We start from the raw sequence: 14,725 nt of genomic DNA, 5'->3' as shown, positions 1-14,725 counted from the left end.
GCATCCCTGCGTAGCCAGAATTTACGCAGCACCCTTGGCCTTGCTCAATTCGGACTGAAACCTTTCATCTCGCGACGAGCGGTAGTAGATAGCCGGACATAGGCTTTAGCGCAGATTGGCGCTAGAATGCGCGCTAAATTAATTACAGCAAATCACATCGCTTGTTGTTGCTCTTTAGTCTTTCTGGTATAAAGCAGCGCTCTTTTCTAGGGGCCCGGTTCCTGCGTTTGTAGGTGTAGCCGGTAAGACCCTTAAAGAAACGCGGCGCCTGGCGCCATGACTGAGAGATTAAGCGGCCAACCCATGCCGGGTTGGGCATGTGGTTTTAGAGGGCTGAGGCATGTCGAGAGTCTGTCAAGTTACCGGTAAGGGTCCGGTGACTGGGAATAACATTTCCCACGCAAATAACAAAACCCGTCGTCGTTTCCTGCCGAACCTGCAGCATCACCGCTTCTGGGTTGAAGAAGAGAAACGTTTTGTTCGTCTGCGCGTATCTGCTAAAGGCATGCGTATCATCGACAAGCGCGGCATTACTGTCGTGCTGGCCGAAATCCGCCGTGCTGGCAAGATCTAAGGGAGCTAATCATGCGTGAATTGATCCGTTTGGTGTCGAGCGCTGGTACAGGCCATTTCTACACCACTGATAAGAACAAGCGCACCACTCCGGACAAAATCGAAATCAAAAAATTCGATCCGCGGGTTCGCAAGCACGTGATCTACAAAGAAGCCAAAATCAAGTAATTGGTTTTTCTTCTTACAAAAAAGGCCCGTATCGCGAGATACGGGCCTTTTTTGTGTTTGAAGGGGACTCAACAGCTAAGCCTGCGTCATGCCATTAGCCGCACAGATAGCGCTGCATGATGTTGTTTTTGTCGACGATGACACGCAAGCGATCATCGCGAAATTCTTGCGTGTAATTCTCACCCGGTTTTTCAACGCGTACTGTGGCTGAGCCCGAACGGTTACGGATATCTTCCAGAAACTCCGGCGTGGCCGGGTGCATCATTTTGGTCAACGCAAACTCAAGGTGGCATTTGCCTGCGACCGTCTCCGCTGCGGATGCCTCCAGAGCACCCAAGCCAAGCGCTACCAAGCCGACCAGCGCTGTTGTTTTCAGTTTCATTAACGTCATCGTGTAGCTTCCTTGCATAGATAGATTTTTGATTGATTAAAAGCAGGTATTTGCGGGGGCTTCAGCAGAGCAGTTCACTGCGTTTGCGTGCCCCTCAAAAAGACCCCAAGCGCCTTTACCCACACATTTGTTTGATCAACACATTCTCTTCGTCCACCAGCACTCTCAAGCGAAAGGCGTTGAACTCTTTGGTGAAGGCTTCTCCCGGCCGTTCTACGCGAACCTCGCGTGCGCCGTAAGCATGGCGTAACCACTCAACCAGCTCAGGCGTTGCCTCTGGTGCCAAAAAATAGTTGATTGCCATGTTTTTATTGCACAGCCCGTCTTCAGCAGCCATCGATGGCAGTGAAAACGCCGAAATTGCTACATATGCAGCCAGTGCTGCACCTTTAACCACAGTAAAAGTCGACATAAGTCATCCTTGTCAGTCATTGAGTATGAGCGGTGAGACTGTCAGTGCCTTCTCGTCCATGAGTGTTTGGCTCCGCAGCTCCTGCCTCCAAAGACTGGCTTAATTTGACCCGCGCGCATTGCCTGAGGTGTTTCGGCGTTTGTGCATTGAGGGGTGCCAGAGCAGGCAATAAAAAGCCCCGCCCTGTCATCAGGGCGAGGCTTTCAAGTGGTCTAAATCAGAGCGTGGGAGGGGTCTGCTCAAATACGACGTAAATCTTCCGACATGGCTCCAGTACTTCCCATGTGCCCCTGAACCCGGCCGGGATTACGAAACGATCACCAGCACGGAGTGTCTTGGCATTCCCTTGATGGTCACGCAGAACTGAAACGCCCTGCATGATTTCGCAGTATTCATGCTCGGTGTAATTGACGGTCCATTGACCTACCGCTCCTTCCCACACGCCAGCATTCATCTGCCCACAAGGACTGTTGTAGTGATTGTGGATGACTTGCTCAGGAGAGCCCTTGAGCACTTTTTCTGGAGCCGGGCTGAAGCGCTCCGTCTGAGTGTTGGCCGTGCTGAAATCGACGATACTTTCGATACTCATGGTGCTTGTCCCCCGTGAATGTGTGATGTGTGGGCTTTAAAGACACAAGATTATGTTTATTAAAACGAACAAGCCAAGCCATTCGCGCCCCATGTGTCAAATATATTGAAAGTTCCAGGGCCACTCGTTAGGGTGGCACTTCCATTGAACAATGAGGAGGACACTCGAATGACCACCCTGACGCGTGCTGATTGGGAACAACGGGCCCAACAGCTAAAAATCGAAGGTCGTGCGTTTATCAACGGTGAATACACCAACGCAGTCTCCAATGAAACATTCGAGTGCCTCAGCCCGGTCGACGGCCGCTTGCTGGGCAAGGTCGCCAGTTGCGACGCCGCCGACGCCAAGCGTGCTGTTGAAAACGCCCGCAAAACCTTCGAGTCAGGCGTCTGGTCGCGGCTGGCCCCTGCCAAGCGTAAAGCGGTGATGATTCGTTTTGCCGATCTGCTCAAGCAAAACGCCGAGGAGCTGGCGCTGCTTGAAACCCTGGACATGGGTAAGCCTATTAGCGATTCGCTGCACATCGACGTACCCGGCGCCGCCGGTGCACTGAGCTGGAGCGGTGAAGCCATCGATAAAATTTACGATGAAGTGGCCGCCACCCCACATGACCAATTGGGCCTGGTTACCCGTGAAGCGGTCGGCGTGGTCGGCGCCATTGTGCCGTGGAACTTCCCGCTGATGATGGCGTGCTGGAAACTGGGGCCTGCGTTGTCTACGGGTAACTCGGTCATCCTCAAACCTTCAGAAAAATCGCCACTGACGGCTATCCGCATTGCTGCACTGGCTGTTGAGGCAGGTATCCCGGCAGGTGTTCTTAACGTGCTGCCCGGTTATGGCCACACCGTCGGCAAAGCCTTGGCCTTGCACATGGATGTCGACACCCTGGTGTTCACCGGTTCGACCAAGATCGCCAAGCAGCTGATGATTTACTCTGGCGAATCGAACATGAAGCGCATCTGGCTGGAGGCGGGTGGTAAAAGCCCTAATATCGTCTTCGCCGACGCGCCAGACCTTAAGGCTGCAGCCGAATCCGCCGCCAGCGCGATCGCCTTCAATCAGGGCGAAGTCTGCACCGCAGGTTCGCGCCTGCTGGTCGAGCGCTCGATCAAAGACACCTTCCTGCCATTGGTGATCGAAGCCCTCAAAGGCTGGAAGCCAGGCAACCCGCTGGACCCTGAAACCACTGTGGGCGCTCTGGTCGATACACAGCAAATGAATACAGTGCTGTCGTACATCGAATCGGGTCACAGCGAAGGCGCCAAACTGGTCGCGGGCGGTAAGCAAATCCTGCAAGAAACGGGCGGGACTTACGTTGAGCCGACCATCTTCGACGGCGTCAGCAATGCCATGAAAATCGCCCAGGAAGAGATCTTTGGCCCCGTGCTGTCGGTCATCTCCTTCGATACAGCTGCTGAAGCGATCCAGATTGCCAACGACACCCCTTATGGCCTGGCTGCCGCGGTCTGGACGGCCGATATTTCAAAGGCGCACCTGACCGCCAAAGCGCTGCGGGCCGGTAGCGTGTGGGTTAACCAATACGATGGCGGTGACATGACTGCGCCGTTTGGCGGGTTCAAGCAATCCGGTAATGGCCGCGATAAGTCGTTGCATGCGTTCGACAAATACACCGAGCTGAAATCCACCTGGATCAAGCTGTAACACCCCGCGTCAAAGTGTGTTGTGCCCGTGCGATTCAACGCGCGGGCACACGTTTCCCTCCTGAAAAAACAGCGGGCGCCGTTCGTGCAAACAGGCGCGCACATTGCTGGCCTTTGCAACCTACTACAGTCACTCTCTGTCACATCTCTATACACGGATGGTAAAGGAGGGTCAGATGGTGCAGTCCTGTTCGATCGAGCGCACAGTTGATGAGCTGCTCGCATGTTTGCCAGCCCATATTCGCCTGGGTATTCCGCTGGGGTTGGGCAAGCCCAATCGGTTGATCAATGCGCTGTATCAGCGGATCAAAGGTCTGCCTGAGCGCCAGTTAACGATTTATACCGCCTTGAGTCTCGGTCGCCCGCCGTTGGGTGATGGGTTGCAGCAACGCTTTCTTGAGCCCTTTGTCGAAAGGGTGTTCGGCGATTATATCGAGCTCGATTATTTGGCTGACCTGCGCCACAACCGTATGCCGGCCAATATTCACATTCAGCAATTCTATATGCAGGCGGGCAGCTTGCTGGATAGCCCGCCAGCGCAGCAGGACTACGTCAGCAGCAATTACAGCCACGCTGCCCGTGACATCAATGCCAGTGGTTTGAACGTGATTGCGCAGTTGATTGCTTGCGACCCGCAGGACTCCAGCCGTTTGAGCCTCAGTTGTAACCCCGACATCACCCTTGATTTGCTGCCCATGATCGCCAAACGCCGAGCCGCAGGCGAAACCATTCTGATGGTGGGGCAGGTTCATGGCGACTTGCCGTATATGCCGGGTGATTCAGAGGTCAATGCCGCTGACTTCGATTACCTGATCGACGACGTTGAGCGCACACGTTTGTTCTCAACCCCCAACATGCCGCTCACCCTGCAAGATCATTTCATCGGCGTGCATACCAGCACCTTGATTCGCGATGGCGGTACGTTACAAATTGGTATCGGCTCGATGGGGGATGCATTGACCGCGGCCTTGCTCGCGCGACAATCCGACGGTGAAGGCTATCGCGCCCTGTTGGACACGATCGATGTAACCCCGTGGCAGGCCCTGATTGAGCGCGAAGGTGGCACCCGGCCCTTTGCCCAGGGCCTGTACGGATGCAGTGAAATGTTTGTAAGTGGGCTGATGGTGCTGGTGGATGCGGGCATTGTTCGACGCAAGGTCTACCCCGATGTCGAGCGCCAGAGCCAAGCCAATGCTGGCACTCTGGACGAATCCCTGCACACCGATGGGGTCAGTGTTCATGGTGGTTTCATATTGGGGCCAGACAGTTTTTACCAGCGCTTAAGGGCGTTACCACTCAGCCAGCGTGCTGAATTCAACATGACCGCAATCAGCTACATCAATGAGCTGTACGGCCAGGAAGACCTGAAGCGTTTGCAACGGCGAGATGCCCGTTTTGTGAACAGCGCATTCACCATGACGCTGCTCGGGGCCACCGTGTCTGATCAACTGGAAGACGGTCGAGTGCTGAGCGGGGTGGGCGGCCAATATAATTTTGTTGCCCAAGGCCATGCATTACACGACGCGCGCTCCATTATCCTTCTGCGCAGCTGGCGTGAGTCAGGCGGGGAAGTAAATTCCAATATTGTCTGGGAATACGGTCATTGCACCATCCCGCGCCATTTACGCGACATTGTGATCACCGAATACGGCATCGCGGACTTGCGTGGCAAAACGGATCGTCAAGTGATCGAAGCGTTGCTCAATATCACCGATTCACGCTTTCAGGCCGAACTGATTGCCCAGGCCCAGTTCTTCCGTAAGTTGCCGGAAGATTTTTGCCTTGACCCACGGTTTACGGACAACTGCCCGGAGCGCCTTCAGGGGATTGCCGAACGGCACCCGCATTTATTCCCGGAGTATCCGCTGGGGAGCGATTTCAGCGCGCAAGAACAAGACCTGCTGCGGGCGTTGAACTGGCTTAAAAGCAAATTCAAGCTCACGCAGATCTATGAACTGGGCAAAGCCACGCTGGAAGCGCCCTCACCGCAGTCATTCCCTGAGCACCTCGAACGCATGGGGCTGGAAAACCCAGACGGTCTGCGTGAAGAGCTGTACCAGCGTTTGCTGCTGGCGGGATTGGAGGCAACGCGCAACATCACCCCGTAACTCAGTAGTCGCTGCCGCAGGCTGCAATCAGGGTGCGCTGCGCTGTCAATCGCTGACAGCGGCAGCGACTACAGATCGGGTTTAGTCAATAAACGTGACTTTGCCACCCGCCAGGGATTTAACCCGGGCCAGCGATTCAACGCGGTAGCCCTGGGCGTCCAGTTCAGCGCGGCCGCCCTGGAACGACTTCTCGATCACGATACCCAGGCCGGCAACTTCTGCGCCGGCTTGTTTGATGATCGAAATCAGTGCCTGCGACGCTTTGCCGTTCGCCAGGAAATCGTCGATTACCAGCACGCGGTCAGTGGCCTGCAAGTGGCGCGGCGAGATAGCCACGGTGCTTTCAGTTTGCTTGGTGAAGGAGTACACCGACGCTGTCAGCAGGTTTTCAGTCAGGGTCAGGGACTGGTGCTTGCGTGCAAAAATCACCGGCACGCCCAAGTTCAAGCCAGTCATCACGGCCGGGGCAATGCCCGAGGCTTCGATGGTGACGATCTTGGTGACGCCCGCATCCTTGAACAAGCGCGCGAACTCATCGCCAATCTGCTTCATCAGGTACGGATCGATCTGATGGTTCAAAAAGGCGTCGACCTTCAAAACTTGATCGGAAAGCACGATGCCTTCTTCGCGAATTTTCTTGTGCAGTGCTTCCAACGTAACGTCCTCAAATAGCGCATATGCGCTGAAGGTAGAGTGAAAAATAGTCGATTTTAACGTTTTAGCATGGCGCGTATATCGGCCAATGCCGTATTTCCGCGAACCGCTTTAACTTCGGTAGGGGTGTCATCGTTGCCTTCCCAGGCCAAATCGTCCGGGGGCAACTCATCAAGGAAGCGGCTCGGCGCGCAGTCGATGATCTCACCGTACTGCTTGCGCTTGGCGGCGAAGGTAAACGCCAGCGTCTCACGTGCGCGGGTAATGCCCACGTAGGCAAGGCGGCGCTCTTCTTCGATGGTGTCTGCTTCAATGCTGGAACGGTGCGGCAGGATCTCTTCTTCCATGCCCATGATGAACACGTAAGGGAACTCCAGGCCTTTGGAGGCATGCAACGTCATCATTTGCACGCCCTCGGCACCGTCTTCCTCTTCTTGCTGGCGTTCAAGCATGTCGCGCAGCACCAGCTTGCCGATGGCTTCTTCAATGGTCATGGCGCCGTCTTCGTCTTTTTCGAGGGTGTTTTTCAACGCCTCGACCAGAAACCAGACGTTGGACATACGGTAGTCAGCCGCCTTGTCGCTGGAACTGTTCGTGCGCAGCCAGTTCTCGTAGTCGATGTCCATGATCATGCTGCGCAGTGCCGCAATCGGATCTTCACCCGAGCAGTGTTCTCGCACACGGTCCATAAAACGTTTGAAACGCACCAGACGATCGGTGAAGCGAGCGTCCAAGTGCTCGCCCAGGCCGATTTCATCGGTGGCCGCATACATCGAAATCTTGCGTTCGGTGGCGTAGTTTCCGAGCTTTTCCAGCGTAGTCGAACCGATTTCTCGGCGTGGGACATTGATAACCCGCAAGAAGGCGTTGTCATCATCCGGGTTTACGATCAGGCGGAAGTAGGCCATCAGGTCTTTAACCTCCTGACGTCCAAAAAAGCTGTTGCCACCCGACAAACGGTACGGGATTTGATGATGCTGAAGCTTCAATTCAATCAGTTTGGCCTGATAGTTCCCGCGGTAGAGAATCGCAAAGTCACTGTAAGGCCGGTCGGTGCGCAGGTGCAGCGTGAGAATTTCAACCGCCACGCGCTCTGCTTCGGCGTCTTCGTTACGGCAACGAATCACCCGCACTTCATCACCGTGGCCCATCTCACTCCACAGTTGTTTCTCGAAGGCATGCGGGTTGTTGGCAATCAGCACGTTGGCGCAACGCAAGATGCGGCTGGTGGAGCGATAGTTTTGCTCCAGCATGACCACTTTCAGGGACGGATAATCGTCCTTGAGCAGCATCAGGTTTTCCGGGCGGGCACCGCGCCATGCGTAGATCGACTGGTCATCATCGCCAACCACAGTGAACTGGTTGCGCGTGCCAATCAGGTATTTCACCAGCAAGTACTGGCTGGCGTTGGTGTCCTGATACTCGTCCACCAACAGGTAGCGCACCTTGTTTTGCCACTTTTCCAGAATGTCGGCGTGCTCTTCGAAGAGCTTGACCGGCAGCAGGATCAGGTCGTCAAAGTCCACGGCGTTATAGGCTTTGAGCGTGCGTTGGTAATGGGTGTAAACAATGGCGGCCGTCTGTTCCTTGGGGTTACGCGCATTTTCCAACGCCTCGGGCGGCAGGATCAGGTCGTTTTTCCACGAGCCGATCATGTTCTTGATTTCATCGACCCCGTCGTCGCCCGAGTATTCCTTTTGCATGATGTCGGCCATCAGCGCCTTGACGTCGGCTTCGTCAAAGATCGAAAAGCCCGGCTTATAACCCAATCGCGCATGTTCCTTGCGGATGATGTTCAGCCCCAGATTGTGGAACGTACACACCGTCAAGCCTCTGCCTTCGCCCTTTTTAAGCAGCGTTCCGACCCGTTCCTTCATCTCCCGGGCGGCTTTGTTGGTAAAGGTCATGGCGACGATGTATTGGGCACGGATGCCGCAGTTCTGAATCAGATGCGCGATTTTTCGGGTAATCACGCTGGTTTTGCCGGAGCCTGCGCCGGCGAGCACCAAAAGAGGGCCGCCGACGTAGCTCACGGCTTCTTGCTGCCGGGGATTGAGTCGGGACATGACGAGTTAGGGAGTCGTGTGTAAAAAGGGCGAGCATTTTAACAGGCTGAGCAGATAATGCTGCCTCTGTGCGACGGTGTGACACGGCTCTTGATCTAAATTTGCCGCTTTTATGCGTTTGTCGCAGGCTACCCCCTTATTTTGCGTCTACCTTACGGTAGGTTCAGGTCGCGTGCTCCAGACAAATGGTCTCTGTGCCATGACCCACGGGAGCACCATAATGCCCATCACTCCATTAAGTAGAGTCCAGGGAGTTAGCTTGTCTGAGCATGTCGAACCCTTGCGTTTGCTTTTACTGGCTGAAGACCCTTCTTGGGAAGCTTTGGTACGAAAGTGCCTGCTGCCGATGGGAGGCTCAGTCATTTTGTTGTGCGCGCCAAACTGGGAGTCTGTCAGCTACCTGTTTGAGAATGATCGAAACGCACTGCTCCTGACTACGCGCACCTTGCAACCTGCTCCGGGTCGTTGCCGCTTGCCCACCGTATTATTACTGGACGCGGAGCCCAAAACTTCACCTCAGGACGTCAGCGACTGGCTGGTCAGGCCGAGTCTGACCACTGATGTGCTGCGACGTTGTCTACGCCATGTGCGTGAGCGCGGCATTCTTGAATACACCTTGCAGCGTCTGGCCGAAGAGGACCCGCTCACCGGTATCGCCAACCGCCAGGGCTTCCAGACCCTGCTGGCCGTACGCCTTGCTGAAAACGAAGGGCGGGGCCTGGCGCTTGGGCATCTGGATCTGGACAACTTCCGTCACGCCAACGATGCGCTGGGGCATCAGGCCGGTGACCGATTGATTCTGCAGGTGGTTGCACGCCTTAAAAGCAGACTTGAAGCCGGTGATCAGTTGGCGCGGTTAGGCAGCGATGAGTTCGCACTCTTGATCGATACCCGGCGAGCGCCGGAGCGTGCCGAGTGGATGGCCGAACGTATCATCGAGGTGTTGTCCGAGCCTTACTGGATCGACGGCGAAAGCCTGCTGCTCGGTTGCAGCCTCGGGATTGCCCATGCCCGCGTCAATGCCGGGGCCGACCCCTTGATGTGGCATGCGCACATCGCCATGCAACAGGCCAAAAGCACCCAGGGCTGTACTTATCATCTGTTTGACGAGCGCATCAATCGCAATGCCCGAAGCCTGGCCGACCTCGAAAGTGAACTGCGCCGTGCTTTGCGCTGCGACGAATTGGAGTTGCATTACCAGCCGCGTCTGGATTTGATCACGGGAAATATCGTGGGGCTGGAAGCGCTGGTGCGCTGGCGACATGGCGAGCGCGGATTGCTCGCGCCCAATGAGTTCGTGCCACTGGCCGAGCAAAGCGGGCTGATCGTGCCGCTGGGTTACTGGGTCATTTCGCGTGCCCTGCGTGATATGCAGGCGCTGCGCGAGCGAGGGCTGGCGCCCTTGCATATGGCCGTCAACCTCTCGTTCCGCCAGTTTCAAGACAGTCAGTTACTGTCGACCCTTAGCCGCCTGATCACCGAGCGTGGCGTTGAAGCCAACTGGCTTGAGTTCGAACTGACGGAAACCGCCGTGATGCGCCGCAGTGATTTGGTCAAGCAGACGATGGATGCGCTGGGGCGACTGGGCGTACGTTTCTCTCTGGATGACTTTGGTACGGGTTTCTCATCGTTTGTTCACCTCAACAGCCTGCCAATTGCACTGCTTAAAATTGATAAAAGCTTCGTGGGCGGCATGGAAGACCGTGAAGAAAACCGCAAGCTGGTTTTAGCCATGATCAACCTGGCTCACAACCTGGAACTGGAAGTGGTCGCCGAGGGCGTCGAAACCCCCGAGCAATTATCGTTGCTGCGCGAGTTTGGCTGCGACCAGGTACAGGGCTACTTCATCAGCAAACCGCTGCCGCTGACGGATCTGGTGGAGTTTTTGACGTTGGGGGCTGCGCAGTAGACTGTGCCGCCGGCCTGAAGCGCAACAGGGCAGACCTTGATCACGTCAAGGCACTCACGTTCGCAGCGTTCTCGGCCTTACGCGCGCGCTTGAGCATGCGCCGCATCTTCCATTCAAAGGCCAATGTCAGGCTGATTGACGCGCAGGCCAGCCCCAATGCGAGCCCCCACCAAACACCCGTAGGGCCCCAGCCCAGAGTGAACGCTAATAGCCATGCCATCGGGGCGCCAATGACCCAGTAGCAAAACAGACCGACCAGGAACGTGGTTCTGGCATCTTTGAGCCCGCGAATGGCGCCCATGGCGATGGTTTGTGCACCATCAAACAGCTCGAACCAGGCGGCTACCGCCAATAAGCTCACGGCCAGCTCGAAGACCGGACGGAACGCCGGGTCGTTGTAGTCCAGGAACAGCCCGATAAGTTGAGTGGGCCAGAACCAGAACACCACTGAAAAACCCAGCATGATCAACGCGCCACAACCGATGCCGACGCGGCCTGCCAATCGTGCTCGCAGTAAATCGCCACCGCCATAATGTTGGCCGATACGCATGGTGATCGCGTAGGACAGACCGGCTGGCACCATAAAAGCTGCAGACACAATCTGAAGGGCGATTTGATGGGCGGCCAGTTGCGTGCTGCCCATGGTGCCCATGCACAGTGCGGCAAACGCAAACAAGCCGACTTCCACGGCATAGGTGCCGCCGATGGGCAGGCCAAGCCGCCACAGTTCACGCAGGTACGTGACATTAAGCCGGGATAAACCTTTGCCGATCGGATACGCATCGTAGGCCGGGTGACGATGGATATGCCACGCAAGCCCCAGCGCCATGGCCGTGGCCACAATCGCTGTCACTAGACCGATACCCATGAGGCCCAACTTCGGAAGCCCGAACATGCCTGTGATCAGTGCGTAATTGAGCAAAAAATTGGCAACGGTGCCGATCAGACTAATGACCATCACTGGCGTTGCACGCCCCATCGCACTGGTGAACCCGCGCAGTGCCATGAAGGTCATGTAGCCGGGCAGGGCCAGCGGCAGCAGTAGCAGAAACTGACCCGCCGCTTCGACGTTGGTGGGCGTCTGGCCGAACAGCAGCAACAGAGGTTTGATATTCCACAGCGCCACGGCCCCCACCAGCGCCAGCGCCCAGGCGAGCCACAATCCGGCCTGGGTCAGGCGGGTAGCCCCTTCTATGTCCCCCGCTCCTTGGCGAATAGACACCAGCGTACCGACGGCGGCAATGACGCCGATGCAGAAAATAGACACGAATGAGTAACTGGCGGCCCCAAGGCTGCCACCGGCCAATGCCTCGGGGCTGAGGCGCGCCATCATCAGCGTGTCGGTGAGCACCATCAACATGTGAGCCAACTGCGAGGCAATCAGCGGCCCTGCCAGCCGCAGAATGGCCCCGAGTTCGATACGTGCAGGATGCTTTTTGATCATCGGTCAATTGTCTTCAAGTGCGTTTAAAGGCTGAATTTTCGGTGCCCTGACTGATTTAAGCAAAGGGATAAAAATGATTAGTGACATGATTTAAACTCATGCGTCTCTTTGCTACTTATCGCCTTGCGCTATCGGAACAACCCTGATGATTCGTAATCTACCGCCGCTCTATGCCCTGCGCGCTTTTGAAGCCGCCGCCCGCCATAGCTCGTTTACCCGTGCGGGCGAAGAGTTGTCGATCACCCAAAGCGCGGTGAGCCGGCATATCAAAACCCTTGAAGCTCATTTCGCCTGCCGTTTGTTTCAGCGTAATGGGCGCACATTGCAACTGACCGAGGCCGCCCGGCTGTTGCTCCCCGGCGTACGCGAAGGGTTTAGCGCGCTGGAGCGCGCGTGCACCACCTTGCGCGCTGAAGATGACATTCTTCGAATGAAGGCGCCTTCAACGCTGACCATGCGCTGGCTGTTGGCGCGCTTGAGCCGCTTTCGCCATTTGCAGGCAGGCAATGAAGTGCAACTGACCAGCGCGTGGATGGACATTGATCATGTGGATTTCAATCAAGAGCCTTTCGACTGCGCCGTGCTGTTGAGCAACGGTCACTTCCCGCCTGACTGGGAAGCGACCTTGCTGTTTCCCGAGATGCTGATCCCGGTGGGAGCGCCCAACGTGCAAGACGATTTGCCCTGGAATGCCGAACGGCTGGCGGCCACCGAATTGTTGCACCCCACGCCTGACCGTCGAGACTGGCGGCGCTGGCTCGACTGCATGGGGCTGACCGCACAGGTCTCCCTTAAAGGCGGCCAGGTATTCGACACGCTGGAGTTGGGCATGATTGCTGCGGCTCGGGGTTATGGCATCTCAATGGGCGATTTGTTGATGGTTGCCGAAGACGTTGCTCAGGGCCGCTTGAGCCTGCCCTTTCGCGCGGCGGTGGCCAGCGGTGAAAATTACTACCTGGTATGGCCCAAAACCCGGCCCGGGGGCGAACGGTTGCGCCGCTTGAGCGACTTTTTGCTGCAAGAGGTGGATGCCATGGAACTGCCACCGGTGGAACGGCTGGGCTGAGTCTGATCATTGCCGGTTTTGTTGAGCGGTTCTTTTGAAAACTTCAGAAAGCCCCTACAAAGCTTGTATCGCCACTCGCTCAAAATGCAGGCTTCAACCTGATCGTGAGCAGCGCATGGCCAATAACAGTTACATGACCATTAAGGGTGTCAATAACGGCCTGATCTCCGCGGGGTGTTCGACCCCGCAGTCCATGGGTAATAAATGTCAAACCTCACATCTGGACGAGATCATGGTGTTATCGGTGACCCATGGTTTGCTCGCCGGGCAGGTCACCAGCGCGTTCGGTAGCAACGCCAATCACTCCCCTGTGGTGATCACCAAATACATCGACAAGTCTTCGCCTCTTCTGGCTAAAGCATTGGATGACGGCGAAAAGGTGAATTGCATTATTCATCTCTATCGGGCGTCACCCACTGTAGGTGAAGAGAAGTACTTCAGAATCGAATTGCGAGAAGCCCGTATTGCCCAAATTGTTCTGCACGTCCCTACCTCGAGTGCAAATGGTCAATCGCAACCGATCGAAACGGTCGCCATTCGCTATCGCGACATCATCCTCGAACATATCGCCGCCCGTACCAGCGCAGGCATGACGTGGCAGGTTCCTCATGAACGATGAGGCCCAGGGCTCACTGGAAGACCTTAACCAAGCCGCCGAGGAACTGATTGCGCTGGGCTGTGCGGCTGGTGCCATGCATATCCATGACGGTGTTGCCCGGCTGGGGTTTCTCGGGGAAGTCTCGGCGTTTGTGGATGAGGTGGTTGAAGATGTGAAAGAGGGCGTTATTAGTGCGGCTGAAGGCGTTGCTGTTTTTTGGGATGAGCAGCAGGCGTTACAAACTCAGGTGAGATTTTATTGGTTGAATGGCGTTACTTTGGCTGCGGGAGCTGCGCAGACAACCTTAGGTGTAACTACAATAGGGACAACTTTGGGCGCGGCTACTCCCTTCGGAGCATTACTAATAGCTCATGGTGGCAACAATATTTATGAAGGAGCTTCAAACATGTTAAATGGGCCGGATGCGCATCCAGCCCAAGGAGCAACGAGAAAGTTTTACCAAAAAATTTTGAACAGTGAAGAAAAAGGTGATTTCGCATATGGGGCATTGGATTTAAGTTTGTCACTGGGAGGGCTGATTCGCTCAGTTCGAAGGGTTGGTTCCGTAGAACTTTTCGTTAGAGACAAGATTAATTATGAAAAAGCATATAAGCAAACGGGCCGAGCAGCCCTCTTGTTAGAGGTTTTCTCAGATTACAATACGCTTAATTCGATCGTGCCTGCTCACTATGAGGATAGAGTGGAGAATAAGATTCAGTGATGTTTGTCTTTGGGGTTTATATGTGAGGATGTCAAAATAGGCATGCGTTAGTTATAGAAGTCGCGCTTTACCACACTTTCCTCAGCTCCGGAACTGAGTATCGGATGCTTAAGAATAAAATTATTAGAAATACAATTAGCGTTAATACCCAATAACTCATGTGGTCAAGCGTAATTATCATTTCTATTCCCCACATCAATAGGGATGTATAAAAAACATCACATGTGATGACCAGTATGTACAAGCTTAATGAGTGGAGAAAATTATTTAAATTCATAAATAGCTCAGTTGTATTGTTGGCTAGGAGGCAGTGGTTTGTCATGTTTTTCGCGCAGTCTAGGAATATAAAAGCGCAAGCCTAAATA

At 55.2% G+C, this 14,725-nt stretch carries 14 protein-coding genes; 8 read left to right on the top strand and 6 right to left on the bottom strand.

The genetic code is table 11. The features are described from left to right. The first annotated feature begins 340 nt into the window (after positions 1-340). Both rpmB and rpmG read left to right on the top strand, forming a co-directional pair. Positions 341-574 carry a 50S ribosomal protein L28 gene (rpmB, locus tag FJD38_RS12625; RefSeq protein ID WP_019410280.1) on the top strand — a complete coding sequence of 78 codons (234 nt, stop codon included), beginning with the start codon at positions 341-343 and terminating at the stop codon, positions 572-574. Between the two features lie 11 nt (positions 575-585). Further along, entirely contained in the window at positions 586-741 is a 156-nt protein-coding gene (gene rpmG, locus FJD38_RS12620; protein ID WP_003437824.1) for a 50S ribosomal protein L33, read from the top strand. 94 nt (positions 742-835) lie between these two features. Here rpmG and FJD38_RS12615 read toward each other — a convergent pair whose 3' ends face one another. From FJD38_RS12615 to FJD38_RS12605, 3 genes are all read right to left on the bottom strand, one after another. Further along, positions 836-1,132 (bottom strand): I78 family peptidase inhibitor, encoded by a 297-nt coding sequence (locus FJD38_RS12615; RefSeq protein ID WP_158637863.1) that lies wholly within the window; start codon positions 1,130-1,132, stop codon positions 836-838. Positions 1,133-1,247: 115 nt separating this feature from the next. Continuing rightward, entirely contained in the window at positions 1,248-1,544 is a 297-nt protein-coding gene (locus FJD38_RS12610) for an I78 family peptidase inhibitor (protein ID WP_146385584.1), read from the bottom strand. Positions 1,545-1,761: 217 nt separating this feature from the next. After that, positions 1,762-2,133, bottom strand: coding sequence for a cupin domain-containing protein (locus tag FJD38_RS12605; RefSeq protein WP_122786268.1), 372 nt, complete (start codon positions 2,131-2,133; stop codon positions 1,762-1,764). Positions 2,134-2,301: 168 nt separating this feature from the next. Between FJD38_RS12605 and FJD38_RS12600 the strand changes: the two genes are divergently transcribed. Next, positions 2,302-3,795 carry an aldehyde dehydrogenase gene (locus FJD38_RS12600; protein ID WP_122786269.1) on the top strand — a complete coding sequence of 498 codons (1,494 nt, stop codon included), beginning with the start codon at positions 2,302-2,304 and terminating at the stop codon, positions 3,793-3,795. A 175-nt stretch (positions 3,796-3,970) separates the two neighbouring features. Next, a complete protein-coding gene (locus tag FJD38_RS12595; RefSeq protein ID WP_146385582.1) occupies positions 3,971-5,902 on the top strand; it encodes an acetyl-CoA hydrolase/transferase C-terminal domain-containing protein in 1,932 nt (643 codons plus the stop codon). 81 nt (positions 5,903-5,983) lie between these two features. Here FJD38_RS12595 and FJD38_RS12590 read toward each other — a convergent pair whose 3' ends face one another. Further along, positions 5,984-6,556, bottom strand: coding sequence for a xanthine phosphoribosyltransferase (locus FJD38_RS12590; protein WP_122786271.1), 573 nt, complete (start codon positions 6,554-6,556; stop codon positions 5,984-5,986). Between the two features lie 56 nt (positions 6,557-6,612). Next, positions 6,613-8,622 carry a DNA helicase Rep gene (gene rep / locus FJD38_RS12585; protein ID WP_122786272.1) on the bottom strand — a complete coding sequence of 670 codons (2,010 nt, stop codon included), beginning with the start codon at positions 8,620-8,622 and terminating at the stop codon, positions 6,613-6,615. Positions 8,623-8,881: 259 nt separating this feature from the next. Between rep and FJD38_RS12580 the strand changes: the two genes are divergently transcribed. Continuing rightward, positions 8,882-10,531: a putative bifunctional diguanylate cyclase/phosphodiesterase gene (locus FJD38_RS12580; protein WP_146385580.1), complete on the top strand. Its 1,650-nt coding sequence runs from the start codon at positions 8,882-8,884 to the stop codon at positions 10,529-10,531. Positions 10,532-10,571: 40 nt separating this feature from the next. Here the strand turns inward: FJD38_RS12580 and FJD38_RS12575 are convergent, their stop codons facing one another. Beyond that, positions 10,572-11,975, bottom strand: a complete 1,404-nt coding sequence (locus FJD38_RS12575) for a NorM family multidrug efflux MATE transporter (RefSeq protein WP_146385578.1) — start codon at positions 11,973-11,975, stop codon at positions 10,572-10,574. 145 nt (positions 11,976-12,120) lie between these two features. Here FJD38_RS12575 and FJD38_RS12570 point away from each other — a divergent pair, with 145 nt between their 5' ends. The 3 genes from FJD38_RS12570 (at position 12,121) to FJD38_RS12560 (ending at position 14,360) form a co-directional block, all read left to right on the top strand. Beyond that, on the top strand, positions 12,121-13,041 hold the full coding sequence (locus tag FJD38_RS12570; RefSeq protein WP_146385576.1) for a LysR substrate-binding domain-containing protein: 921 nt from the start codon (positions 12,121-12,123) through the stop codon (positions 13,039-13,041). A gap of 115 nt (positions 13,042-13,156) precedes the next feature. Next, positions 13,157-13,660 (top strand): Hcp family type VI secretion system effector, encoded by a 504-nt coding sequence (locus FJD38_RS12565; protein ID WP_146385574.1) that lies wholly within the window; start codon positions 13,157-13,159, stop codon positions 13,658-13,660. After that, positions 13,650-14,360, top strand: a complete 711-nt coding sequence (locus FJD38_RS12560) for a DUF4225 domain-containing protein (protein WP_146385572.1) — start codon at positions 13,650-13,652, stop codon at positions 14,358-14,360. The genes FJD38_RS12565 and FJD38_RS12560 overlap by 11 nt, the downstream gene beginning before the upstream one ends. The last annotated feature ends 365 nt before the right edge of the window (positions 14,361-14,725 follow it).

This window comes from Pseudomonas saxonica, from assembly GCF_007858365.1.
In the GTDB taxonomy this organism is placed as follows: Bacteria; Pseudomonadota; Gammaproteobacteria; order Pseudomonadales; family Pseudomonadaceae; genus Aquipseudomonas; species Aquipseudomonas saxonica.
Note: the sequence above shows the minus strand (reverse complement) of the source record. Positions and strands in the feature narration are given on the sequence as shown.